Origin of the sequence: Bacillus cereus group sp. TH152-1LC (assembly GCF_027710505.1) — a bacterium.
In the GTDB taxonomy this organism is placed as follows: domain Bacteria; phylum Bacillota; class Bacilli; order Bacillales; family Bacillaceae_G; genus Bacillus_A; species Bacillus_A mobilis.
This window is the reverse complement of record NZ_JAQFNK010000005.1, coordinates 65114-89378: the sequence shown is the minus strand read 5'-3', so window position 1 is coordinate 89378 and position 24265 is coordinate 65114. Positions and strand designations below refer to the sequence as shown.

Below are 24265 nucleotides of genomic sequence, written 5' to 3'. Positions count from 1 at the left end.
TTCTCTCCTCCTTCACATAAGTTTCTACATATATAATATGTACTTGTAAAATAATTTGTGTGACGGAGTATCTGTCTATTTTTGTCGGAAGTTTAAATTTTTAAAAAATTAAAAAAGAAAACCCTTCCATGCTATGATAATGAAGAAGAAGATTCTCATGGGGGAGGAATCAACATGGTATTAGGGGATTTAAAACAAGCGTTTTCTCAAAAAAAGGGGTATTACACAGAGAATGTAAATGAACTGTTAGACTTTGCGAGACATTGGTATCTCGAAGGAAAAATATGCATTTCAGATTACCGAACATTAATAAAAGAATTAGAAATAAACGGTGCAACAAAACCTACAACAATGACAGAAGCATAAAAAAACAAGAGGGCTTTCCCTCTTGTTACTTACATTGCTCAATTATATTTTGCAAAGTATACGAAATAGCTTGATGTGTTTCAAAGAATCGCTTACCTTTACCTTTATTTACAAAACATTGCAACACATTTGTCTGTAAATTATCGTACACTTGATCAATTTGCTGTACATGTATATACTTCGGTTTTTCTTCCTTAATCCATTTATAAGCTAATTCTTTCCACACCTTTAATTCCTCATCTACCATATCAACAAATGGTTTCATATCCTTATAAAAGTCGTATTCAATCATTTCTCTTTTTTTCTCATTTGCTTCATTATTATGCTGCATAAGTTTTTCTGAAGACTGTATTAATGCTTCATACTTCATTTCATTCCCACCTTATTATGCACTCACTACAACGTTTTGAAATGCCTTCACCCAATTCCCTTTTTCTTCGTGATGCACTAATTTATTTTCCATATGCTCAATATGCATTTCTGTTATTTCTATCTTATTACATATTTTTTCACTCTTATCCTTCAATGCATGATTCATTCTAATCCCTATATTCATTTCCAGCAAATCGAGAGAACTTAACATTTGATCCATTGTTTTCATTACATCTTCCTTCTGAACCATCGCCATATACAAAACGCCCCCTTCTTTGCTTTTCCTTTGTCATGTAATTTCGCCGAATGATTCCTCACTCCTGCCCACATGACAAAACTAGTTGTTATTCGTCAAAGAAATCATTTTGTATGTCATCAATAGAAATGGTAACAATACAAAAAGGAGGTGTATGAAAATGGCAAAGAACAAAAACGAAAAAAAGAAAAAACAAAACAAACAAAATAAGCCCGAGACTGGCAATCCAAAGTTAGATGGCCCAAACTTCCCTGCTACATAAAGTGAAACTTTAATCAGTGGGGTTTCGTTCATCCTCCACCAATTGTGCTTTTACAAAAAAGCTAATTTCTGAAGCATCCTTAATCTCTTATGTTCATTACGTTTTGAGATTAAATTTCTCGCACACATGGCAGGATTACTTTACATTAAGAAGTCCCGTCTTCATAAATGAAGACGGGACTTCTTTTCTATTATATCACGAACTCACCCATCCTTTTAACAAAACGATTTACAATAGAAGCAACATAGATTTGCTCCCTCTTTCTTTTATACCATTTTGTTATATCAACTTCCCCCTTATACTCTTCCAGTAAAAACAACTCATTTATTTCCGTATCTCTACAAAACCAATCTCTCATGCTTATTTCCTTATGTGCAACGACAGGATAAACCTCTCTAAGGGCTGGGGTACAAGATTTTCTAACTTCTCTTACATAGCATTCATAGTCTGCTCTTGATCCTGTGTGTATAGTTTGCAATGCAAACCTATGGAATAAACTTTTATAATTCGGATGAAACAGTAAATCCGCTAATTTCTTCCCTAGTTCTATACGCTTTTGTAACGTTTCAAATTGATATACTGAAAACCCATACATTCCCCCTTCAACGGTTGGAAAAATAACAGCACTTATATGAAGCATTTCTTGCAATTTAAAAAATGCAGTATGAAATACATGTTTTTTAAAATATGCATTCTCAATAACTGGTTTTTGAATTTTATTTTGCTCATTTATAATAAGCGCTGTCATGAGCCTATCTCGATCTTTTTTCTCCCAAAAATAACTCCATTCTTTTTCCATAAAAATTGATACGTTGAAATATTGTAACAAATGGAATAGCGGTACCTGTCTCCTCTTACTTTCTTCGTATAACAATAGCTGAGGAAATGCATCTAAAAAAATAATCCAATTCGCTTCTTCATAAGTCAGAAACAAATGTTTTTTTACTGTTTGAGGTAAAACAGTAGCATAATACCTCCCTTTTAAATCAGTCATATTCCATCCCGCATTTCTCGAGACCATACTTGCTAAAAAAGCCCACCTAATTTCACTATTTCTCACATAATATTCTTGATAGGACTGTGTTCGAGAAATGTTGTCCATATTAGCTATTTCTATTTCCCTCTTCATGTTGTAAACGATTGTTTTTTCTTCTTTTGTACAAACCATATTTTTACGATATTGTTCAATTTTTTTATAATCATTCCATGTAAACATGAGCTAGTCATCATACCTTTCTTCAAAAAGGTCACATCTTTTTTCATTTTTTGTTATAATCACCTTTGTAAGTAATTCTTAACAAGTTGGGAGTGGACACACTATGACCATTCGTTACCCAAATGGAAAACGGTACAATCAAGCTTCACAACCTCATAAAACACCAATTAAAAAACATACTTATAGTAATAGAGGTATGTCCCTTGAAGAGGAATTAAATGAAACAAATGAATATTACTTAACCCATAATATTGCATGTGTACATAAAAAACCTACACCTCTTCAAATTGTAAAAGTAGATTACCCCGCTCGAAGTGCTGCAGTGGTAAAAGAAGCGTATTTTAAACAACCTTCTACAACAGATTACAACGGTGTATATAAAGGGAAATACATCGATTTTGAAGCGAAAGAAACAAAAAATAAAACCAGCTTTCCACTTCAGAACTTCCACCTCCATCAAATTGAACATATGAAGCAAGTAATCGCTCATAATGGGATTGCATTTGTTATTATTAAATTTACACTTTTTGATGAACTTTATTTATTAGATGCAAAACATATTATTGCATTTTGGAATCGTCAAAATACTGGTGGACGAAAATCGATTACGAAAGAAGAAATAGAAGAGCATGGATCTTTATTATCATGCGGTTATCACCCTCGGATTGATTATATCCGTGTACTAGACACGGTTTATTTTTCGTGATAGAGTCATCACTAAGGCTCTTTTTTCGACTTTTGGGGGAGAGAATGAAAGGTAGGAGAAAGTATAATGTCAGATAATTATCGTTCTCGTACAGAACGAAATCATGTAAAAAATCAAAAGGAAGAAACAAATAAAGAGAAAAAACCAAAGAAAAAAGGCTCCTTTTTTAAAAAATTCCTTATAGGTTGTCTACTTCTTGGTATCGTTGGTCTTGTAGCTGGCGTTTCCGCTTTCTTTGTTATGGTGAAGGACGCTCCAAAATTAGACAAATCAAAACTTGTCAATCCTTTATCAACAAAGTTTCTTGATAAGAATGGGAATTTTTTCTATGAATACGGTGCTGAAAAACGAACCCACGTTACGTATGATCAAATTCCAAAGGTAGTTGAAAGTGCATTCCTTGCAACTGAGGATTCACGTTTCTATGATCATAATGGAATTGATTTTAAACGAACTACAAAAGCAGTTATGGAAAATGTCACTGGAGGATTCGGATCTCAAGGTGGTAGTACGATTACACAACAAGTAGTCAAAAACTATTTTCTAACGATGGACAAAACTGCAAAGAGAAAAGTACAAGAATGGTACCTATCTTACAAATTAGAGCAACAATACTCTAAGCATGAGATTTTAGAAATGTACTTAAATAAGATTAACTTAGGTAACCGTTCATACGGTATTGCAACAGCAGCCAAAAAATATTATGACAAAGATTTAAAAGACTTACAGTTACATGAAGCTGCAATGCTTGCAGGTTTACCCCAAGGTCCTAATATTTATGATCCAACAAAAAAAGACAACGTTGAACGAGCTACCCAACGTCGTAACGTCGTATTATCATTAATGAATCGACATGGTTATATAACAAAAGATGAAATGAATAATGCAATGAAAATCCCTGTAACTGAGGGTCTTCAACCGGCTTCAGAAGTAACTGAGATGAAGTATCAAGCATTTTTAGATGCTGTTGTAAAAGAAGTTGAAAAAGAATATCCGGATATAAATATCGGTTCAGATGGTTTAACGATCCATACAACACTTGATCAAGATGCTCAAGATTACGCAGATAAAATTATGGATGGCAATCTTATTAAGTATCCGAACGATCAATTCCAAGGATCATTCGTATTTATGGATACACAGTCTGGAGAAGTTCGAGCAATTGGAGCTGGGCGTAAAGAAAGTAAGTCTACTTTCAAAGGTCATAATATGGCCATTGATTTAAAACGCCAAGTTGGTTCAACAATGAAACCAATTTTCGACTACGGTCCAGCAATTGAGAATTTACAATGGTCTACATACCATCAATTAAATGACTCAGAGTATACGTATTCCAATGGTAAAAAAATACGAAATGCAACAAATAGTTACAAAGGTGACGTTTCACTACGTGAAGCTTTGAAAAAATCATTAAACATTCCGGCTTTAAAAACAGCCCAAGCGGTTGGTCTTCCTAAATCACAAGCGTTTGCTGAAGACTTAGGCATGACATTTAAAGACGGCAAAACATATGAATCAACAGCAATTGGTAGTAACGATAGTTCTCCTTTACAAATAGCAGGGGCGTATGCCGCATTCGGTAATGACGGTGTGTATAATAAGCCTCACTTCGTAAAAGAAGTCATCTTCCCAGACGGGAAAAAGAAAAGCTTTAAACCGAAAGAACAACGTGCAATGCACGACTATACAGCTTACATGGTGACTGACGTTCTTCGTGACGTAGTAAAACCTGGTTCTGGTGGTACAGGTCCAACAGCATACGTTTCAGGTATAGACGTAGCAGGTAAAACAGGTACACAAAACTTTGATGAAGACGTTATTAAAAAATATGGTATTCCAGCTGATGCAAACAGAGATAGCTGGTTCGCTGGATATTCACCGCAATATACAATGGCTGTTTGGACTGGTTACGAAAAGGATGGTCCAGAAAATTACATTGGCGATCGCTCTACTAGAATTGCGCAACAAATGTTCCAAGTAATGATGAGCAAATTCGCTACAGATAAATCTCGTTTCGAACGCCCTTCTTCTGTACAAGAATTATATGGTGAATTGTACGTAAAAGGTGCTAAGAAAGATGCGGTTAAACAAATTAAAGTAGATGCACCTAGTGGTCTTAATGTCGCTTTCGATGGCGCTAGCACAGTTACACTAAACTGGTCTGGACCAGCAGAAGTTGATGCGTATGCAGCAAGCTATAAAGCAACTGATGGTTCAAGTGGTAGCCTATCAATAAGTGGTACGAAAGCTACTCTTAGTGGTATTAAACCAGGCGTTACTTACAGCTTCTCTGTAGTAGCGAAAAAAGGTAATGGAACAAGCCCTGCAGTTGGTGCATCCTTCACTGCACCTGGCGGAACTCCAGACCCGAAGAAAGCTGATGAAGAGGCTAAGAAGAAAGCTGACGAAGAGGCTAAGAAGAAGGCTGACGAAGAAGCTAAGAAAAAAGCTGATGAGGAAACTCAGAAAAAAGCTAATGAAGATAAACTAAAACAAGAAGAAGTTCAGAAAAAGGCTGCTGAAGAACAGCGTAAACAACAAGAGCAACAACAGCAACAAGAACAACAACGTAAACAACAAGAAGAAGCTCAGAAAAAGGCTGCTGACGAAGAAGCCGCTAGAAAGAAAGCCGAAGAAGAAGCTGCTAGAAAGAAAGCTGAAGAAGAGGCTGCTAGAAAGAAAGCTGAAGAAGAACAACACAACCAACAAGAACAACAACAAAATACCGGAGGAGATACACCTCACGCAGACGGAAATGTTGTTACAACAGAGTCTTAATGCAAAAAAGAAGTCCTTTCTCTTAACGAGAAAAGGACTTCTTTTTTGTTATCATTTTCTTTACATATAGCTTTTCTATTTCAATGTACAACTGCGCTAACTGAATGTAGGAATGATAATTATTCGGTTTCTTTATAATGAACGAATATCGCTCCATAAAATTAACTGGTTGTACTTCTAAATTACTCGTATAAGCTTCTAGTTCATTCAAACTATGAACAGGTTGCTCATTTAGCCAATATACAATCGATAACAAATGTGCCGCAAAAAGAATCATTGGACCTTCAGCTTCTTGCTTATTTCTGTTTCGAAATAATATAGCAATGTCTTCATGCTTACTTTTCCACACTTTCAACAGTATAGGAATACTATTTCCAATTTCACTCCACGGCTCATCTTGTCTTTCCATATCATATATAAAGTAAGTATTTTGTATGATTTCTTCAAAAGATTGTTCTGTATGATATGCAACCGAATTTATACTTTCTTTAAAAAATGGTAAGCACCGAAATTCTTTCGGTATTTCTATCACTCGCTCCATCCTTTATTTCCCCTTCATTCGCTTCTTTCCTTCACGACATACTTCTAGTAATCGGCACTCTTCACATTGTGGTCGCTGTGCTTTACAGTGATAACGTCCAAAGAAAATCATACGGTGGTGTGTAACTCCCCACTCATTCATTGGAATTTTCTTCATCAGTGTCTTTTCCACTTCTAACACAGAATCTTTCCATCTACAAATCGCTAACCGTTTACTAACTCTCTCTACATGCGTATCAACAGCAATCGCTGGAATTCCAAATGCAACCGAAACAACTACATTCGCTGTCTTTCTTCCTACTCCTGGTAACTTCGTCAGCTCGTCACGGTCTTCTGGAACTTTCCCATTATAATCATCTAGCAACATTCGGCACAATTTTTGAATGTTTTTCGCCTTATTTCTAAACAATCCAATGGAACGTATATCTTGTTGTAATTCTTCTAAAGACACACTTAAATAATCTTCTGGTGTTTTATATTTTTGAAATAAATTTTTCGTCACTTTATTTACAAGTGCATCTGTACATTGTGCAGATAATGCCACCGCAATTACTAATTCAAACGGATTATCATGAATTAATTCACAATGTGCTTCTGGATACATATCCGCCATTGTATCTAAACAATAGCGAATTTGCGTTTTATTTAACATATACTTCCTCCTACATTACTGCTCCAACCAATTATAAAAAGGCACTTTCCCAGTAAATTTCGTCTCTTGTTTTGTCGTTTGCTGCGTTCGTTGCTGATTTTCTCTAAATTTTCGTCCTTGGTTTTGGGCTTGATCTACTGTTTTAATACCATTCTTTTTCCACTCAAATAAAATACGATCAATATATCGAAAATTAAGCTTACCACTCATTACAGCTTCCCTGAGGGCCGCTTGAATTAAATTCGGATGGTGTTGATCTTGATCTTCCCACATACCCAACGTTTCACATTCAAACGGAGAAAGTGGTCTTCCAAATTCTTTTTCAAATACTGTATATAAATTTACTTGCAGTTGTTTTATTTCTTTTTGTTCTTCCTCTACTGATTCATTCATTAAGAAATGTAATATTTTTTCCCACAGCGGTTGTAAAGAATAACTTTCACACATCATTGCTTCTGATTTTTGTCCACCTTCTAGTGATAAAAAACCTTTTTGAATCAATGCCTGAATGACTTCCATACATTTCATTTCAGTAATCGTCATCCGTTCTGAAATCTCTGACGGAGTCGGAAACGAATTGCCCGATTCTAAAAATGTGTGTACATGAAGTACAACCATAAATTCCATTTCATTTAACCCTAATTTTTTATAATGCATCATAAGTAATTTTGGAATTGCAATGCTTCCCTGCTCAAACCACTGTAACATCATTTTCTTTTTCATCACCAAACACCTCGTTCTCTAGTATAACACACCTTTTACTATTTCTTTTTGCCACAATTCGTCAAAAAAACCTCCCTATTATGTAGGAAGGTTTTTTGTATTGCGTTAATAAAATATACAATTAAGCTTGCACTTTACTTTTCATAAACGTATGAATGCGTTCTAATGCTTTCTCTACTTGTTCAAGAGATGTCGCATATGATAAACGAACGTTATTTGGCGCACCGAATCCTGTACCTGGTACAAGAGCCACTTTTTCCTCTTCTAATAGAGCTTTTGCCCAATCATCAACATTTTCGTATCCTGATAAAACTACAGCTTCTTTTACATTAGGGAATAAGTAAAATGCACCTTGTGGTTTAATACAAGTAAAGCCAGGGATTTGAATTAATTTATCATAAATAATGTTTAATCTCTCTTCAAATGCTTGACGCATTGTTTCTACAGGTTCTTGTGAGCCTGCATATGCTGCAATGGCACCGTATTGAGCGATTGACGTAGGGTTTGACGTACTATGACTCGCCAAGTTCGTCATCGCTTTAATAAGCTGCTTATTTCCTGCTGCATATCCAATACGCCATCCTGTCATAGAATGAGATTTAGATACACCATTAATAATAAGTGTTTGTTCTTTTAATGCATTAGAAAGCTGGGCAATCGAAGTATATTCTGCTCCACCATAAATTAATTTTTCATAAATTTCATCTGAAACGATTAATATATCATGCTCTAAACATACTTCTCCAAGCTGTTGTAATTCCTCTTTGCTATAAATCATTCCTGTTGGATTGCTCGGTGAATTAATAATAACTGCTTTCGTTTTCTCTGTAATTGCCTCACGTAGCTGCTTCGCTGTAATTTTGTACTCATTGTCTTCCATGCCTTCTACGTAAACTGGCTTACCTCCAGCGAGCTTTACTTGTTCAGGATAACTTACCCAGTAAGGCGTTGGGATGATAACTTCATCTCCTTCATCAAGTAATACTTGGAATAATGTATATAATGCATGCTTTGCACCGTTACATACAATAATTTCAGATGGATCATACGCAATTCCTTGATCACGTGTAAACTTTTTCACAATTTCTTGTTTTAACGTTTGTAATCCACCTGTTGGTGTATACTTCGTATGTCCTTCTAACATCGCTTTATGTGCAGCATCCATAATATGTTCTGGCGTATTAAAGTCAGGTTCTCCTGCCCCTAATCCAATTACATCATGACCTTCTGCTTTTAATGCTTGTGCCTTTGCTGTAATTTCTAAAGTTGCAGATGGTGTTAAAGCAGCTACTCGCTTTGCTAATTTCATTTGTAGTTCCCCCTACATCTATTTTTCAATGCTGTAGTGACCAGCATAATCCCCATTTTGAAACTCTAAATAATAATACGTATAACGATCTTCCTGATCAATATATGTAATTTCCCACAACGGAATATCGTTTTGAGCACCTAATTTTACTTTTATAATTTCTTTTGGCTTTGGCTTCGGCTCATCGCCTTTTCCTGTAGCTTGTTCAGCCAACTTTTGCAAAGCTTCTTTTTCAGGAATACCTTCACTCTTTTTCTTCACAAGGACATTCCCTTTTTTATTCGGCACCCAAACAATAATTTGTTCTCCTTTTTCGTCTACACCTTGTACGACCGTATATGAAGAATTTCCGTTATAATAATCAACAGATTTTACTTTTGTAAGCTTTGCCTTTTCTTTTGCAATTTCTACAGATTTTTCCTCTTTAGAGATTTTCTTTTCCATTGCTTTATTATAAACATACGCCCCATATATTCCGCTAGCAACGATTACGATAACGATTGCAAAGATCCACTTTTTCATTGTATCACTACGTTCTGTATATCGTAAATACAGCTGTTTCTTTGTCTTTTTCGTCTAATGCTAATCCGAACATGAGGTCCTGCTCTTTTAACGTACGATTCAAACTATCAACGACTTTATACAAGTCAGACGAATATTTAAGACGCGTCGTTGATAGGACTTCGATTTTCTTATCCATGAAAAAACTCCTCCGTTACACAAAAATTTCTAATTATAGAAGAACGCAATGCGGTTACAATAAGAGTACATTCTTTACAACCCCTGCTTCATCACCCATCTATTATAGCAGGACATGTACTGCAAAAAAAGGTTTCAAGTCGAAAACCAATACATTTTGTATACAAGAAGTAAGAAAAATAAAATTCCTCCTACCCACATTTTTTACGCCTGAAGTTTAAATGTACTTCAGGCGTATTTTTCTTCCAATTTTATTCAGTTGGCCGTTCTTTTAATTGTTCTAACAATTCTTCTAAAGGGCCTTCATAAAGCGGAACAGTTGGGATTGATTGTAAAAAACGTTTCCCATAAGAAGCGCTTGTCAAACGACGATCTAATACAAATACCGTTCCGGTATCTGTACTTGTTCTAATCAGACGACCAAACCCTTGTTTGAAACGCAAGATTGCTTGCGGAAGTGCTAACTTAGCAAATACGTCTTCTCCTTGATTTTTTAACCACTCTCCTTTTGCTTCCATCATTGGTTGATGAGGAGGCGTAAAGGGAAGCCGGACAATAACAAGACAACTAAGGGCATCTCCAGGTATATCTATCCCTTCCCAAAAACTACTTGTTCCTAACAAAATCGATTTGTCGAACTCTTGAAATTTACGAATGAGACGACTTCGGCTCTTATTATTCACACTTTGTGTTAATAATAAATAACCTTCTAATTCCTCATCATTTTTCAAATTCGTATACGCTTCTTTCAACATTTCATACGAAGTGAATAAAACGAGCATTCTGCCTTGTGTAGCTTTTGCTATTTTTGCAATATGTGCCGACACAGATTCAATATATTCTTCATTACTTGCTTGCTTTATAAACGGCACATCAGTTGAAACCATTAATTTCATCTGTTCTTCAAAACGGAATGGTGACGGGACCTGTAATGTATTTGGAGCAAAATCATGTAAACCTAGCTCCTCTTTTATATAGTCAAATGAATCGTTTACTGTTAACGTTGCTGATGTGAAAATAACACTCTTTTTTTGTGTTAAAAATTCATCCGCAAATCTTTCACCAATATGAACAGGCTGTGCATATAAAACCGTTGAATGAATTGTTCCCTTCGTTTCAGTCTCCATCCATGTCACGTATGAATTTTTTTCTAAAATGAGTAATTGTAAAGATTGTTCCATCTTTCTCAACAACTCAATTAAATGCATAAATTCACCTGTAACAACATGCATCTCCCATTCTAATTTACTTTGCAATATGTCAACTTGCTTCTCAAGTATAGTCAACAATTTTCTTATATCGTATCCAAAACGATTTGTTAACTCGGTAATGCTATCCCATAACTTACCTTTCTCTACTTCCGTGTTATATCGATAAATGAGTGGCATATTGCTTATCCCTTGTTCCTGCTTTGTTTGCTTAAAGATAAAAGCACGTAACATTTGGAATAGCTCATCCGCATCAAATTTCAATTCCTTCAAACCATGACTCACCATACGGAAAGTTGAACGAGAGGCTTGCTCTGATTTTTTCATCATTTTATATACTTTAGAAAGTACATCATCTGTTTCTAGCGTACCAAGTCGAGATAAAACTAGCTGGAAATACATACAGGAGAACTGTTCACCTAATGTCCTACTCGCCGCTTCCTCAATATGATGAGCTTCATCAAAGATAATATGTTCACATGAAGCAAAAAGTGGTTCTTCACTTGAAAAATCTTGAAATAATAACGCATGATTTGTAATAACGATATCTGCAAATAATGCTTTATTCTTTGCTCTTTGGTAAAAACAACGACTATACCAGTTGCTTTGCATCCCGCCTGGACTATGTACATCACTACAAATACGGTTCCAAAGTAACTTTCCGCCCTCAGGAATATTTAACTCATCCCGATCACCAGTTTCTGTTTGCAATAACCACACTAAAATTTTTGCCTTTGTGAGCGCCATATCATAATTTTTCTCTTCCTCTTGCAAAGCATATTCAAATTTATGTAGACAAAGATAATGCTTTCTTCCTTTCAAAAGAGCTACTTCAAATGAAAATGGCATTATTTTCTGTAATAATGGAATTTCTTTTTCTAATATTTGTTGTTGCAGTTGTACTGTTTGTGTACTTATGATGACAGGTTCTTCTTTTTTCGTTGCAAAATAAATACTTGGAAGTAAATATGCAAGAGTCTTCCCTGTTCCTGTTCCTGCTTCAATTAGTGAAAACCTAGAATCTCTTAGTGCTGTATATATTTCCTTCATCATAATCTGTTGGCTTTCTCTTTTTTCAAACTTTGGCATATTCAATGCAAGTTTATCGATTGTCTTATGCAAGAAAGCATCAAATTTAGATGAACATGTTTCACTGAGATCTAAAGAATAATTCCGTTTTCGAAGCGCAATATTTCGATACACTTCATACCCCTCAGCCGCTTTTTTACCATGCATCATTTTCTTTAAAATATTTTCAGAAATTACATCCGCTATATCACTTTGAAAAACATCGCTTAATTCATAGAGCGATTGCAAGGTGACAAGTGGTAACTTTTCAATTTCATTTAAAAATTGTAAAAACAATTCAGCTGTTGCAAGAGCATCACTATCCGCACGATGCGGTTGATCGTGCTCTAGTTCATGTTGTTTAGCTAAATCACGTAATTTATAACTATCAGCCGTCGGCAAAAGAATTTGCGCCAACTCAACTGTATCAACTTTAGGACAATGTACTTCTGTATATCCAGCCTGCCTTAATTCTTCCGTTAAAAAATTCCAATCAAAGTGAACGTTATGTGCAACGAAAGCTGCACCTTGTAATAGCTCAACAACCATCGGGGCTACATCTTGAAATAACGGGGCTTGCTTAACCATACTCTCATCAATCCCTGTTAGTTCTGTAATAAATGGCGGAATCTCTCTCTTCGGATTAATAAAAGATGAGAAAATCTCTAATATCTCTCCATCTTCCACTACAACAGCTGCAATTTGGGTAATTTTATCCTTCCCATCCTTCCAGGAGTTCCCTGTCGTCTCTAAATCCACAACGACATAACGCTTACTCATATATGTAACACCTCAATTTCTTACCTATCAAACACAAAATTATATAATGTTACTATACCACGTTTTATCTCATCTTAATGAAAAGATACACAAAAAAGCTATCTCCGTAATAGAGATAGCCTTCTTACTTATAATATCGTACCCGCTTTTTCAGCACCTAACATTTCAATAATTTGATTCTCATCGTCTAACACTGCAATTTTCGGCTCTTGTTTATGAATATTTTCTTCTGCCACTAAACCGTAGCAAATAATAATAACTTTATCCCCTGGCTGTACAAGCCTTGCAGCTGCACCATTTAAACAAACAACACCGCTACCACGTTCGCCCTTAATAACATATGTCTCTAAGCGAGCACCATTATTATTATTTACAATTTGTACTTTTTCATTTTCTACAATATTTACTGCATCCATTAAATCTTCATCAATTGTAATACTACCTACATAGTTTAAATTTGCTTCTGTTACTGTTGCGCGATGTAACTTCGCTCTCATCATTGTGCGAAACATAGATGCTCCCCCTTATTTAACCGTTACTGTTATATTGTCAATTAATCGTACATTCTCAAATTTAACTGCAATCGCTAAAATGATTCGTCCTTCAATTCTATCCATTACTTGAAGTGAAGGATAAGCATATAAATCAGCATAATCCACAGTGCCTTTCGTATACGTCTCAATATACTCCTTCACAAGAGTTGTAATGATTTCTGCATTCCGTTCGCCTGCCTCAATTTTTTCTTTCGCTATACATAGACTGCGGTATAATTGAGGAGCCTCTTCACGTTCTTCTTGTGATAAATACACGTTACGAGAACTTTTCGCTAATCCATCTTCTTCCCTTACAATATCCACTGGTACGATCGTAACCGGAATATTAAAATCAGCGACAAATCCTTCAATGACAGCAACTTGTTGTGCATCTTTCATACCGAAATAAGCACGCGTTGGTAATGTAATATTAAATAGTTTCATTAGTACAGTCGCAACTCCAGCGAAATGACCAGGTCTTTGTTTGCCACATAATACATCGGTACGCTTCACAACTGCTACTGTTGTCGTTTGTTCTGCTGGATACATTTCTTCTACACTCGGATAAAATAAATAATCTACACCGTTTTCTTTTGCTACATTTTCATCTCTATCAATATCACGAGGGTATCGATCTAAATCTTCATTCGGGCCAAACTGTAGCGGATTGACAAACACGCTTAAAACTACAATTTCATTTTCTGCTCTTGCCTTACGTAATAAAGTCGCATGACCTTCATGTAAATAACCCATTGTTGGAACAAAACCAATACTTTTTCCACTTGCATGCAGTTCGTTTGTAATTTGCTGCATCTCTTGCACTGTAGTTACGATTTTCATTATTGTTTTCCTCCGTACAACGCTAAGCATTCTTCTTCTTTCATTGTGAATGAATGTTTTTCTTCTGGAAATTGCCCTGTCTTTACTTCCGTAACGTATTGTGAAATCCCTCGCACAATCTCCTCTTGAACAGACGTATATTGCTTCACAAATTTTGGAACACGATTTACGCCGTATGAGATAAGATCATGATAAACAAGTACTTGCCCATCTACTTTTTTCCCTGCTCCAATTCCAATCGTTGGAATTGTTAGTTGCTTCGAAATTAATTCCGCTAACTGCATTGGCACACATTCTAACACAAGCGCTATCGCACCAGCTTCCTCACATCTCTTCGCATCTTCTATTAATTTTTTTGCACTTTCAGCATCTTTTCCTTGTACTTTATACCCACCTAGTACTCCTACAGATTGAGGAGTTAAGCCTAAGTGCGCCACGATAGGAATTCCCGCGTTCGTCAAGTAATGAATCGTTGATACTACTTCTCCTGCACCTTCTACCTTCAGTGCATGGGCACCACTCTCTTGAACCATGCGGCGTGCATTCACCATCGTATCTTGAGGCGACACATGATACGACATAAATGGCATATCAGTTACAATAAACGTGTCTTTCGCTCCTCGGCGTACAGCTTTCGTATGATGAATCATATCCTCTACTGTTACAGGTACTGTTGAATCGTATCCAAGCACCACCATCCCAAGTGAATCTCCAACTAGAATCATATCAACTTCAGCTTCTTCTGCTAATTTAGCAGATGGATAATCATACGCCGTTAGCATTGTAATCGGCTCACCTTGCTCTTTCATCTTCAAAAAATCTGTTTTTGTTTTCAAAAACTACTCCTCCTTTACGCAGGAGAGAGGAGATGGCCGAAATCATATAAAAAACCCCTCTGGCCATAAAAGGGCAGAAGGGTTGTGTGTTAGTCGGCATTATTCATCCCTCTGTCCCAGTCCGCTATTGGATCAAGGCAGAATCCAAGTTATTATTTTTTCGTATTGCTTCGAATGATGGTGCAGTTCAATCTGATACTGCCCACATTCGAACTAATTATAGCAAACTCCAAAACGGAATTACTACATTTTTTCGAAAAAATAATTTTTTATTCTCATTACGGTATGTGAAATTTTTTATAAATAACTCAATCATAGAAAGATAAGTGCCTCGTATAACTCTTAAACTTATGATGCAAGTTAATTGTGGAACATACTTAACAAAAGGAGAATTGCGAATGTCTATGAACAAATGGTTATTTCGATTCACCGTTCTGCCTGTGATGATTGCAGGGATGATAACTTTTAGCTCCTTCCATGCATTTGCCTCAGTTAACGTCGTAACACAACCTATCGATTCAACGAAAGTAATTGAAGTTGAATTAAACGATGATTACTTTCAGCCAAACGTCATCACGATTCCAATTGAAAAGTCAACAACATTGTTATTAAAAAACAAAGGTAAGAATGAACACACCTTTACAGTGAAGAAACTTGGCATTGACGTCGTAGTCGAGTCAGGAAAAGAAAGAAATATTACCGTGAAACCTAAAAATACTGGTACATATGAATTAATATGCCGGTACCATCTTCTTAAAGGAATGGAAGGCAAAGTAATCGTCAAATGAAAAGAAGTTCCAAAAAGGAACTTCTTTTACTTAATTTCGATATCCGCAGAATGAATGTGATGTACTTTCCCTTCATGATCCTCCAGAAGCAATACACCATCCTCTGTAATTCCTTTTGCTACCCCTATAATTGTCTCTCTCATCGTTCGAGCGGTAATTTCTTTCCCGATGCTCACAGCGTAACTTTCCCAAAGAATTTTAATAACAGAGAAACCATTTTGTAAATACTCTTCATATAATTTTTCTAGTTGTAAAAAGATTTGTTGCATAAGCTCTGCACGAACAATGGGCTTACCGGACTCAATCGCTAAAGAAGTAGCAATATGCTGAATTTCCTCATCAAAATGTTCTTGCTTTTGATTCGCATTAATACCAATACCCATAATGACAGCATTAATTTTATCAGGATCAGCCTGCATTTCTGTTAATATACCTACAGCCTTTTTACCTTGAATCAAAATATCATTCGGCCATTTTATTCCTACGTTTACACCCGTGCACTTTTCAATTGCTTGTGCAACGCTAACAGCCGCTAACAAAGTAAGTTGTGGTGCATGATGAACAGGGATTGATGGACGTAAAATAATACTCATCCAAATTCCTGTTCCTTTTGGTGAATACCATTTCCTGCTTAAACGACCTCTGCCCGATGTTTGTTCTTCTGCCACAACAATCGTTCCTTCTTCTGCGCCTTCATAAGCAAGTTTCGCTGCAATATGCTGCGTAGATTCAACAGATTCTTCAAAATATACCGTTCTACCAATATGTTTCGTTTGTAACCCTAACTGAATTTCATTAGCAGTTACTTTGTCTGGCTTACCCGCAATGCGATAACCTAATCGACGCACAGCTTCAAGTTCATATCCCTCATTCCGAAGGTCCTCCATATGTTTCCACACAGCGGTTCTTGAACAACCAAGTTTATCACTAATCGTCTGGCCAGATACAAACGCGCCATCCGCTTCCGAAAAAACTTGCAATAACTGCTTTCTTATAGTAGATTGCATTCTTGCAGCCACTCCCTTATACACTCTTTCTCATTAACTACGTTTCCTTGTACGATTGCTTCCTCAATGTTTTGAATCATTTCAGCAACCCACGGACCGGGCTTTTTATTTGCCCAGTTTAATAAATCATTCCCAGTCACATTCATTTCTTGTCGACTCTTGATTGGCAATGCTTCAAACAACGTTTGTACTCGTTTCACAGATGTATTGTCATAGCTTTCAATCATCGCCTCATATACTCTTTCTGCCATTTCAGCGATATGAATTCCCGTTTTATAAAGAAGGACTGTATCCCAATCCTTCTCCTTTCTCGTACGGATTGTTAATAAAACTGCGACGATATCTTTTATTTTTTTATTCGAAAACTTCCATTGACGTAAAAAGACAGATGGATGCTCTTCTCCGATACAATATAAGAAAAATGCCCATGCCTCAATGTCTGTTTCAAAAGAATCCCATTTATACTGCGTAGCTTTTACCAATCTCTCTTCTGACATTTGTAAATATGGCAGATGAGCGAACAGCTTCGTTTCTACTAATTCTTGCAAACCCTTCACACAATATGTGCCAGTTAACAGTTTCTCAAACTCCACTGTAATTCTCTCAATTGCTATATGTTCCAGTAAATGTCCATACGTTTCAATTGCTTGTTTCGTTTTCGTTTCTAAAGAAAAACCTAACGTACTTACGAAACGAATACCACGCATCATCCGCAAGGCATCTTCTTGAAAACGATCCGCAGCATTTCCAACTGTCACAATTTCTCTCTTTTGAATCGCTTCCTGTCCAGCAAATAAATCAACCATTTCGCCTTCTTCTGTCATAGCAATTGCATTCATTGTGAAATCACGACGTTTTAAATCCTCTTCTAATGAACGAACAAATTGAACACTACTAGGTCTTCGAAAATCTTCATATTCGCTCTCTGTTCGAAAAGTGGTTACCTCATAAGGTTCACCATTTTCTACCACAATTACAGTTCCATGCTCAAGACCAACAGGAACATGTCTTGGAAATATAGCCATCACTTCTTCTGGTAAAGCAGATGTCGCAATATCAATATCTCCAATCGGCCTATCGATAATAAGGTCTCGTACGCTTCCACCGACAAAGTAGGCCTCATGTCCTTGTTGTTTTAAAGTCTCAATAATAGAACTAGCTTTTTTAAATCTTTTCATTTTTGTCATCCCTTAGTACATCATAGTAAATCGTTTCATATTGTGAGACGATTTTTTCAGAGCGGAACTGCTCGTAAACACTTGCTCTTGCTCGCTCTCCCATATTACGGTGAAGTTCTTCATCCATTAATAGCTGAATGGCCTGATTTGCCACTCCTGTTGGATCACCAACTTCACATAAATATCCTGTTTCACCATGTTGAATGACTTCTGGAATACCTCCAACCCTTGTTCCGATACAAGGTACACCACACGCCATCGCTTCTAATAAAACAAGACCAAAACTCTCCTTCTCTGATAAAAGCAACATTAAATCACTCATCGCAAGTAGCTCTGCAACATTATCTTGCTTCCCTAAGAATAAGACGCGATCTTCAATATGTAGATTTTTGACTAACTGTAAAATCGTGCAAAATTCTGGTCCATCTCCAACAAGAAGCAACTTCGCATCTACTTCTGTAACAATTTTAGCAAATGCCTGAACAACATCTTGCACACGTTTCACTTTACGGAAATTCGAAATGTGAATGAGTATCTTTTCACTCTCACTTATACCGTATTCTTTCTTTAATTGAGACATATCACGCTTGAAATATACACGTTCGTCTATAAAGTTATACACCGTTTGAATGTCTTTATTTGGTTTTACAAGCTCATGCGTTTCGTTAATTAATGAATGCGAGACAGCCGTCACAACATCAGATTGCTCAATCCCAAAACGAATTAAATTATTTAGCGAAGGGTCGGAACCTAACACAGTAATATCTGTTCCATGCAAGGTTGTAACAATTTTAATACGCTCTCCAATCATTTGTTTTGCTAAATAAGCACAAATTGCATGTGGTATTGCGTAATGCACATGTAAAATGTCTAAGTTTTCTCTTTGTGCAACTTCTGCCATTTTACTTGCTAATGCTAAATCGTATGGTGGATATTGAAATACAGAGTATTGATTTACCGTCACTTCATGAAAATAAATGTTTGGATACACTTTGTTTAACCGGAATGGTAAACCCGATGTAATAAAATGAATTTCATGCCCGCGTTCCGCTAATTGCTTTCCTAATTCTGTTCCAACAACTCCAGAACCACCTACAGAAGGATAACATGTAATACCTATTTTTAATTTCATTTACATCCCCCTATTAAATCAGCATGTAATAAAACCGGTTTCTTACTCATAAATCCCTCGGCATATAAAACTCCAACTTCTTTTCCAAACATTTTCTCACGAGCAACCACAGTTTCAACATAACCTTCTGTTAACGGCGTTTTCACACCATCGCTCCCTGTTGAAAACTGACTTTCATATGCTTCTAATGCTTCCACTTTTATAGAAAGGTACTCACTTATATCTATACAAAAATTCGGTTTATGAAAACCATTAATCATATAATGATAAAAAGACTCTACACGATGTGGTGGAACCTCTGGCATATATTTACGAATTCCCGCTGAAAAAATAGCTTCTTCCACAAGTTTTGCACAATTTGCATGATCTGGATGACGATCTTCATAATACGGTGCAAAAACTAGTTTTGGTTTATATGTACGAATCACCTTTACAATTTCACGTATATACTCTTCTTTCATATACAAACCACGGTCTGGCATCGCTAAATTCAGTCTCGTTTTTACTCCCATTATACGAGCTGCCGCCTTTGCTTCTTCTTTTCTCAACTCTATCGTTCCATTAGAAGAAAGATCAGCTTCTGTTAAATCACAAATACCTACTTCATACCCTTGTTTCGTATATTTAGCAATGGTACCAGCCATGCCGATTTCAACATCATCGGCATGAGCACCAAACGCTAATATATGTAATCCACTCATAATTGTTCCCCTCATTTTCTTAACTTGCGGTAATCTAAATCTCCTCGCTCTAATGCGTGCATTAACATTTCAGCACTTGCCATATTCGTTGCAAGTGGAATCGCATATACATCACATAGACGAAGCAATGCATTTACATCTGGTTCATGCGGCTGAGCAGTTAGTGGATCCCGGAAAAAAATCACCATATCCATATCATTTTTTGCAATCATTGCACCAATTTCTTGATCGCCACCAAGAGGACCCGATTGAAATCTTGTTACAACTAAACCGGTCGCTTCCATAATACGAAGTCCTGTCGTTCCTGTTGCAAATAATTCATGTTGTTCAAAAATTGGTTTATATGCGTATGCAAACGAAACCATGTCATTTTTCTTTTTGTCATGTGCGATTAAGGCAATTTTCATCCGTTGTCTCCCCTTTAGTCGATAATATTTTCTAAACCGTACACAAGATGATCTAGATTCATTACTGTATCAATTGATAGTTTTACACCCGACATAAATGATTCACGATTGAATGAATCATGACGAACCGTTAACATTTGTCCATTTCCACCAAACATTACTTCTTGATGTGCAATAAGTCCTGGTAAACGTACACTATGAATGTGAATGCCGTCTACATTTGCACCACGAGCTCCTTCTAGTTGCTCTACTTCATTTGGATGACCTTGCTGCTTTGATTCACGGTTTTGACGAATTAATTCTACTGTTTTTACCGCTGTACCAGATGGTGCATCTAACTTTTGATCATGATGCAATTCAATTACTTCAACATCTTGGAAATACTTCGCTGCCATTTGTGAGAATTTCATCATAAGAACTGCACCAATTGCAAAGTTTGGAGCGATAATAGTTCCTACTGCTTTTTCTTTTGCAGTCTCTGTTAATTGCTTTAGTTCTTCCTCTGTAAATCCAGTTGTACCAATAACAGAACGAAGTCCACGCTCAACTGCAAGTGTAACGTGTTGTTTCCCAACTTCTGGCGTTGTTAAATCTAATAACACATCAGCTTCTACTTCCTCTAAACAAGTATGTAAATCTGCGTAAATAGGTGCATCTAGCGCTGGCATACCCGGTAAATCAGAAATTTTCTCTCCGCCATGCTTATAATCCACCGCTGCTACTAAATTAAAATGTTCCGTTCTTTCCATAAGAAGGACTGCTTCATGTCCCATACGTCCTCTTGGTCCAGCGATAATTACTTTAATTTCTTTCATTATTCTTTCTCTCCCTCATCAATACGTGTCCAGCGATCTTTATCGCGAGTATTAAATTTATTCATTACAATGTTATGTGCTGTTTCTAAATCAATATTTAAACTATTTGCCATACAAATCATAACAAATAATACATCTCCAAGCTCTTCTTCAATACTACGTTCTGTTTCAGTTGTTTTCTTCGGTTTCTCACCATAATAATGATTAACCTCTCTTGCAAGCTCCCCCATTTCTTCCGTTAAACGAGCCATCATTGCAAGTGGACTGAAATAACCTTCTTTAAACTGACCAATATATGCATCTACTTCTTTCTGCATATCCCTCATCGTTTTCGCTTCCATACAATTCACCTCTAATCCTTCCTCTTTCATGTTAGCCAATTCATCGCGATTTGACAAATATTATTCCCCGCCAAACACCCATTTGCGACCCTTTTTTGGATAGACTATAATAAAGTGAAACTTTCTTTTGCGTTTTTTGCAAAAGATCAGCCCGAACCAATCGGGTTCCTACGGCTGGTTTGCCCTACTTCAGAGCTTTATCCCCTACCAGCCGTTGGAACGGGGTAAAGTGAAACTTCTTTTGCGTTTTTTGCAAAAGATCAGCCAAAATCAATCGGATTTTTTAGCCTTCACTATTTTCACTAACAACTAGAAATTACTTATCATTATGTTTTACCGTATCAGCGGAACAATGCAATCTACATAATTAGGGGGATTTCTATATGTCATCAAATTTGAAGATTCGAAATATCATTTTCATTTTAATTGGTTCTGCTATTTTTTCTTTCGGTATTGTGAATATCAATATTGAAAATCACCTTGCAGAAGGTGGATTTACCGGTATTACACTATTATTGTATTTTCTATTTAAGTTTGATCCTTCTTACTCAAACTTAATTTTAAATATCCCTATATTTATTATTGGTTGGAAGTTGCTTGGAAGAACGACATTTATCTATACATTAATCGGCACCTTTAGCGTATCTTTATTTCTATGGATTTTTCAGCGTTACGGTGTTCTCAACTTACATTTAAACTTACAAAATGATATGACACTCGCGGCTTTATTCGCCGGGGCATTTATCGGTATCGGTCTTGGAATAATATTTAAATACGGCGGGACTACTGGCGGTGTAGATATTATCGCGAGACTCGCTCATAAGTATGTTGGCTGGAGTATGGGGAAAACGATGTTTATGTTTGATGCTATCGTCATTATCGTCTCAATTCTTACCTATTTATCATACCGCGAGGGCATGTATACGTTAGTTGCTGTTTTTATCGGGGCGAAAGTCATTGATTTTATGCAAGAAGGAGCCTATGCGGCGAAAGGAGCAACTATTATATCCGATAAAAATGACGAAATTGCTGCTAAAATTTTATCGGATATGGAGCGCGGAGCTACTTTTTTAAAAGCTGTTGGATCATATACAAAAGTGGAACGGAACGTATTGTATTGCGTTGTTGCTAAAAATGAAATCGTGAAATTAAAAAATATTATTACTTCTGTAGACCCTCATGCTTTTGTTGCTGTAAGTGACGTACATGATGTAGTTGGTGAAGGTTTTACATTAGATGAAAATAAAAATCCGTTACATACATAAACCGAACTAGAAAAGCTCTTTAGCTTTTCTAGTTTTTTATTACATATTTTTTAAGTTCCTCTAAATCTTCATAAATAAGCTCCAATAAACTGCGATTATAGAAAATGGAAGCAGGATGAAAAGTCGGGAAAATATGATATTCTTTCTCTGACCATGTAAATGCTGCACTTTGCATATCCTTTAATTTTTGAATCGGCTGTGTTAATAATTGTCCGTGCACATCAGTTATTTTTTTATTTTTTCCTGTTAAACGTTGAAGGCCGATATTTCCAAGTGTGACGATAAGCTTTGGGTTTATTTTCTCTAATTCATAATCTAACAAAGGGGCATGTGCAAGTATTTCTCCTTGATTTGGCGTTCTATTATACTTTTTCTGTACGATCTCACCATTTCGTTCTTTTTTCTCTCTCCACTTATAAGGTCTACTCCGAACAGCGCTCGTAATATATACTTCTTCCCTTGTAACATCAATCCGTTCTAAAAAAACCATTAATTGTTTTCCAGCCCTTCCGCTAAACGGAATCCCATTATGAATTTCTGTTTCACCAGGCGCTTCTCCTAATAACATAAATTTGGGATTTTCAGGACCTTGTCCACTTAAAAAGCCTTCTAACTGATAAAGAGCACTACGTTCTTTCACTTGTTTTACTAAATGGCTTGGATATTTCATTTCCCTCACCACCTTTCCGCATTACTTCTATTATTTCTATTTACAATACATTATATAATTCAATCCACAAAACAAAAAAAGACTATCAAATGATAGTCTTTAGTCGTCGCTACGCTGCATACCAGTATACATTAATACGAGACGTAATAATTCAAATACCGCTACAGCTGCAGCTGCTACATATGTTAATGCTGCCGCATTTAATACTTTACGAGCTTGGCCATATTCATCTGTTGATACGATACCTAACGCTTCAATTTGTTGCATTGCACGCTTTGATGCATCAAACTCAACTGGTAATGTAACGAGTTGGAACACAACACCTGCTGCCATTAAAATAATTCCTAATAACAATAGTTTTGACATTGTTGCAAATATACCAATCATAATAAATACCCATGATATATTCGATCCAAAATTCGCCACAGGCACTAACGAATGACGAATACGCATAAAGTTATAATCTTTTGCATCTTGAATTGCGTGTCCTACTTCGTGTGCTGCAACTGCTGTACCAGCAACTGAATGACCGTAATAGTTATCTGTTGATAATCTAACTGTTTTGGCAGTTGGATCATAATGGTCTGATAAATGGCCTGGTGTTTCTTCTACAGCTACGTTGTATAATCCATTTTCATCTAAAATTTTTCGAGCCACTTCCGCTCCTGTCATACCTGATGTTGAATAAACTTGTGAATACTTGCTATAAGCACTACGTACTCTTGACTGTGCATACAACGGTATGATCATTATGATCGCGAAGTAAATTAAATAAAACATCATGAACCTCCATTGAAGTTTTAATTATAGTACTTCT

General features: G+C 36.3%; 28 protein-coding genes. 6 read left to right on the top strand and 22 right to left on the bottom strand.

Translation table 11 applies throughout. From position 1 onward, the window contains the following. Positions 1-174 precede the first annotated feature (174 nt). Positions 175-366 (top strand): YppF family protein, encoded by a 192-nt coding sequence (locus tag PDL00_RS14795; RefSeq protein ID WP_000242661.1) that lies wholly within the window; start codon positions 175-177, stop codon positions 364-366. 25 nt (positions 367-391) lie between these two features. On the opposite strand, the gene PDL00_RS14790 is transcribed toward PDL00_RS14795, so the two are convergent. Then, positions 392-736 carry a YppE family protein gene (locus PDL00_RS14790; protein ID WP_242257402.1) on the bottom strand — a complete coding sequence of 115 codons (345 nt, stop codon included), beginning with the start codon at positions 734-736 and terminating at the stop codon, positions 392-394. Positions 737-751: 15 nt separating this feature from the next. Beyond that, entirely contained in the window at positions 752-994 is a 243-nt protein-coding gene (locus tag PDL00_RS14785) for a hypothetical protein (protein ID WP_001252039.1), read from the bottom strand. 85 nt (positions 995-1079) lie between these two features. Here PDL00_RS14785 and PDL00_RS14780 point away from each other — a divergent pair, with 85 nt between their 5' ends. Continuing rightward, positions 1080-1256, top strand: coding sequence for a phage portal protein (locus PDL00_RS14780; protein ID WP_242257401.1), 177 nt, complete (start codon positions 1080-1082; stop codon positions 1254-1256). Between the two features lie 190 nt (positions 1257-1446). On the opposite strand, the gene PDL00_RS14775 is transcribed toward PDL00_RS14780, so the two are convergent. Beyond that, positions 1447-2472 (bottom strand): DUF2515 domain-containing protein, encoded by a 1026-nt coding sequence (locus PDL00_RS14775; protein ID WP_242257400.1) that lies wholly within the window; start codon positions 2470-2472, stop codon positions 1447-1449. A gap of 103 nt (positions 2473-2575) precedes the next feature. Here PDL00_RS14775 and recU point away from each other — a divergent pair, with 103 nt between their 5' ends. Both recU and PDL00_RS14765 read left to right on the top strand, forming a co-directional pair. Further along, positions 2576-3178, top strand: coding sequence for a Holliday junction resolvase RecU (recU, locus tag PDL00_RS14770; RefSeq protein WP_000155592.1), 603 nt, complete (start codon positions 2576-2578; stop codon positions 3176-3178). Positions 3179-3244: 66 nt separating this feature from the next. Continuing rightward, a complete protein-coding gene (locus PDL00_RS14765) occupies positions 3245-5956 on the top strand; it encodes a PBP1A family penicillin-binding protein (RefSeq protein WP_270729764.1) in 2712 nt (903 codons plus the stop codon). 22 nt (positions 5957-5978) lie between these two features. Here the strand turns inward: PDL00_RS14765 and PDL00_RS14760 are convergent, their stop codons facing one another. The 10 genes from PDL00_RS14760 to panB form a co-directional block, all read right to left on the bottom strand. After that, complete coding sequence (locus tag PDL00_RS14760) at positions 5979-6497, bottom strand: YpoC family protein (protein WP_242257156.1); 519 nt, start codon at positions 6495-6497, stop codon at positions 5979-5981. 3 nt (positions 6498-6500) lie between these two features. Continuing rightward, positions 6501-7148 (bottom strand): endonuclease III, encoded by a 648-nt coding sequence (gene nth / locus PDL00_RS14755; protein ID WP_242257155.1) that lies wholly within the window; start codon positions 7146-7148, stop codon positions 6501-6503. Positions 7149-7163: 15 nt separating this feature from the next. Next, positions 7164-7871: a DNA replication protein DnaD gene (gene dnaD / locus PDL00_RS14750; protein WP_000728533.1), complete on the bottom strand. Its 708-nt coding sequence runs from the start codon at positions 7869-7871 to the stop codon at positions 7164-7166. Between the two features lie 121 nt (positions 7872-7992). Beyond that, positions 7993-9180 carry an aspartate transaminase AspB gene (gene aspB / locus PDL00_RS14745; RefSeq protein ID WP_242257154.1) on the bottom strand — a complete coding sequence of 396 codons (1188 nt, stop codon included), beginning with the start codon at positions 9178-9180 and terminating at the stop codon, positions 7993-7995. Between the two features lie 18 nt (positions 9181-9198). After that, on the bottom strand, positions 9199-9702 hold the full coding sequence (locus tag PDL00_RS14740; protein ID WP_061679510.1) for a cell wall elongation regulator TseB-like domain-containing protein: 504 nt from the start codon (positions 9700-9702) through the stop codon (positions 9199-9201). Between the two features lie 7 nt (positions 9703-9709). Next, on the bottom strand, positions 9710-9880 hold the full coding sequence (locus tag PDL00_RS14735; protein ID WP_061679511.1) for a YpmA family protein: 171 nt from the start codon (positions 9878-9880) through the stop codon (positions 9710-9712). Between the two features lie 250 nt (positions 9881-10130). Further along, positions 10131-12935 carry an ATP-dependent DNA helicase DinG gene (dinG, locus tag PDL00_RS14730; protein ID WP_242257153.1) on the bottom strand — a complete coding sequence of 935 codons (2805 nt, stop codon included), beginning with the start codon at positions 12933-12935 and terminating at the stop codon, positions 10131-10133. Positions 12936-13063: 128 nt separating this feature from the next. After that, positions 13064-13447: an aspartate 1-decarboxylase gene (panD, locus tag PDL00_RS14725; RefSeq protein WP_099683866.1), complete on the bottom strand. Its 384-nt coding sequence runs from the start codon at positions 13445-13447 to the stop codon at positions 13064-13066. 12 nt (positions 13448-13459) lie between these two features. Beyond that, the gene (gene panC / locus PDL00_RS14720) at positions 13460-14308 is read right to left on the bottom strand and encodes a pantoate--beta-alanine ligase (RefSeq protein ID WP_242257152.1); all 849 of its coding nucleotides are present in this window, start codon (positions 14306-14308) and stop codon (positions 13460-13462) included. Then, on the bottom strand, positions 14308-15144 hold the full coding sequence (gene panB / locus PDL00_RS14715; protein WP_270729757.1) for a 3-methyl-2-oxobutanoate hydroxymethyltransferase: 837 nt from the start codon (positions 15142-15144) through the stop codon (positions 14308-14310). The genes panC and panB overlap by 1 nt, the downstream gene beginning before the upstream one ends. Positions 15145-15542: 398 nt before the next feature. On the opposite strand from panB, the gene PDL00_RS14710 reads away from it, so the two are divergent. Further along, a complete protein-coding gene (locus PDL00_RS14710; protein ID WP_270729754.1) occupies positions 15543-15932 on the top strand; it encodes a cupredoxin domain-containing protein in 390 nt (129 codons plus the stop codon). A gap of 26 nt (positions 15933-15958) precedes the next feature. Here the strand turns inward: PDL00_RS14710 and PDL00_RS14705 are convergent, their stop codons facing one another. Genes PDL00_RS14705 through PDL00_RS14675 form a run of 7 tightly spaced genes read right to left on the bottom strand, consistent with a single transcriptional unit; the run spans position 15959 to position 21513 of the window. Continuing rightward, positions 15959-16939, bottom strand: a complete 981-nt coding sequence (locus tag PDL00_RS14705) for a biotin--[acetyl-CoA-carboxylase] ligase (protein ID WP_001192030.1) — start codon at positions 16937-16939, stop codon at positions 15959-15961. Next, positions 16924-18117, bottom strand: a complete 1194-nt coding sequence (locus tag PDL00_RS14700; protein ID WP_242257149.1) for a CCA tRNA nucleotidyltransferase — start codon at positions 18115-18117, stop codon at positions 16924-16926. The genes PDL00_RS14705 and PDL00_RS14700 overlap by 16 nt, the downstream gene beginning before the upstream one ends. Further along, a complete protein-coding gene (gene bshA / locus PDL00_RS14695; RefSeq protein ID WP_242257148.1) occupies positions 18104-19249 on the bottom strand; it encodes an N-acetyl-alpha-D-glucosaminyl L-malate synthase BshA in 1146 nt (381 codons plus the stop codon). The genes PDL00_RS14700 and bshA overlap by 14 nt, the downstream gene beginning before the upstream one ends. Then, positions 19246-19950 carry a bacillithiol biosynthesis deacetylase BshB1 gene (bshB1, locus tag PDL00_RS14690; protein ID WP_073517783.1) on the bottom strand — a complete coding sequence of 235 codons (705 nt, stop codon included), beginning with the start codon at positions 19948-19950 and terminating at the stop codon, positions 19246-19248. The genes bshA and bshB1 overlap by 4 nt, the downstream gene beginning before the upstream one ends. 11 nt (positions 19951-19961) lie before the next feature. Further along, the gene (locus PDL00_RS14685; protein WP_000684763.1) at positions 19962-20357 is read right to left on the bottom strand and encodes a methylglyoxal synthase; all 396 of its coding nucleotides are present in this window, start codon (positions 20355-20357) and stop codon (positions 19962-19964) included. Between the two features lie 14 nt (positions 20358-20371). Next, a complete protein-coding gene (dapB, locus tag PDL00_RS14680; protein ID WP_242257147.1) occupies positions 20372-21172 on the bottom strand; it encodes a dihydrodipicolinate reductase in 801 nt (266 codons plus the stop codon). Further along, positions 21172-21513, bottom strand: coding sequence for a nucleotide pyrophosphohydrolase (locus tag PDL00_RS14675; protein ID WP_270729976.1), 342 nt, complete (start codon positions 21511-21513; stop codon positions 21172-21174). Before PDL00_RS14675 ends, dapB begins: the two co-directional genes overlap by 1 nt. 383 nt (positions 21514-21896) lie before the next feature. On the opposite strand from PDL00_RS14675, the gene PDL00_RS14670 reads away from it, so the two are divergent. Further along, positions 21897-22778, top strand: a complete 882-nt coding sequence (locus tag PDL00_RS14670) for a YitT family protein (RefSeq protein ID WP_270729750.1) — start codon at positions 21897-21899, stop codon at positions 22776-22778. A 28-nt stretch (positions 22779-22806) separates the two neighbouring features. Here the strand turns inward: PDL00_RS14670 and PDL00_RS14665 are convergent, their stop codons facing one another. Then, entirely contained in the window at positions 22807-23448 is a 642-nt protein-coding gene (locus PDL00_RS14665) for a uracil-DNA glycosylase (protein ID WP_242251126.1), read from the bottom strand. Between the two features lie 99 nt (positions 23449-23547). Then, positions 23548-24231, bottom strand: a complete 684-nt coding sequence (locus PDL00_RS14660; protein WP_073517780.1) for a zinc metallopeptidase — start codon at positions 24229-24231, stop codon at positions 23548-23550. Between the last annotated feature and the right edge of the window lie 34 nt (positions 24232-24265).